The following is a 1,322-nucleotide window of genomic DNA, read 5'->3' as shown; positions in this document are numbered from 1 at the left end:
GGCGCCAGCCCCGCAGCCCGGTGACGAGCAGCGCGGCGCCCGCGAGCGCGGCGAGGGGCGGAGCGGCATACGACCCGACCCGATCGACCCACCCCGGGATCTGCACCTCCGGCAGTCCGAGCCCGTTCTCGGCCGACGTGGCACCGGACGGCTTGGGCCGCTGCACCGGCGGCACACCGTCGATCAGCGAGTCGACCGACCCCGGCGGACGCCGCCCGCTCGGTCCCGGCACGATCGCCTGATCGGCCGGCCGGGCATCCTCGAAGTCGGTGCGCTTGGGCAGTTTCGAGCGTCCCGGCATGAACAACGCGTTCGGCACGGCGAACCACTCGCCCGTCGCGGCACGTACCTCGATCCACGCGTGCACGTCCCGTCCGCGCACCCGCCTCGGGTCCTCCACCACGGCGCCCATGACCACCCGCGCCGGTATGCCGTTCTGTTGCGCCAGCAGGGCGAACGCGGCGGCATACTGCTCGTCGCTGCCGACCGGCTGCGCCTCGCTGAGCAGCCGCAGCAGGCGGCCCTGGCCGTGGCCGGGCCAGTACTGTTCCTCGCCCTTCCTCGTGCCGTCGCTGAATGCGCCGGTCTTCACGAGTTGCTTGCCGATCGCCGCGAGCCGGTTCCACGGGCGCGTGGCCTCGCCGGCCCACTCCGCCGCCCACGGCGCCAGGAAGGCGCCAGCCGCCTGGTCGATGGTCGCCGCCGGGTCGGGTTCGATGCCCCCCTTCGGCACCTCCCGCACCGGGTATGCCGTCAGGTCGATCCGCGTGCCCGCCGCCAGCCGCGTCGGCACGATGAGCTGCCCCGTGGCGGGGTTGAGGCGCACGTTCGCCGCGGCGGTCTCGCCCTGCGGGCCGGTGAAGCGGACGCGGGTCGGCAGGCCCGTCCCGGGGACCCAGGGCGACAGTTCGGGGACGGCGGCATACGCAGCCTCGATGGTGACCGAAACAGACTGGGGCGCACCGGAAACGGCCTCCGGCTCGGCGACCGAGCTGCCGATCCGGTGAAAGACGCCGCCGCTCATGGTGTCGGTGCCCGCGCTCCACACGGACCCGGTGTAGGTGTCGAGCACGGCGAATCGCAGCCGTTGGCCCGGCTCAGCCCCGCTGACGGAGAGCAGGTCCTGATCCCACAGCTGCCGCAGGCCGGACCCGTAGCGGCGGAAGCCGGCGAGCGGGGACACCAGCTCGCTGACATCGAACGGGGGGTCGACGATGGTGCGGGCCAGGACCCGCGGGCGGGACTCGACACCGGGCAGGTGCGGCACGGCAAGCGCGGCACCGGCGGTGGCGGCCGTGAGCAGCGCCGCGGCGACGGCAGCC

1 protein-coding gene is annotated in these 1,322 nt (G+C 74.4%); it reads right to left on the bottom strand.

What is annotated here, in order from left to right:
- Nucleotides 1–1,322: transglutaminase domain-containing protein (locus BN11_RS21015; protein WP_048700426.1), on the bottom strand; the 1,322-nt coding region annotated here is incomplete at both ends.

This window comes from Nostocoides australiense Ben110 (assembly GCF_001050535.1).
GTDB classification, from domain to species: domain Bacteria; phylum Actinomycetota; class Actinomycetes; order Actinomycetales; family Dermatophilaceae; genus Nostocoides_A; species Nostocoides_A australiense.
The sequence above is the reverse complement of the archived record's forward strand: the minus strand, read 5'-3'. Positions and strand labels throughout refer to the sequence as shown.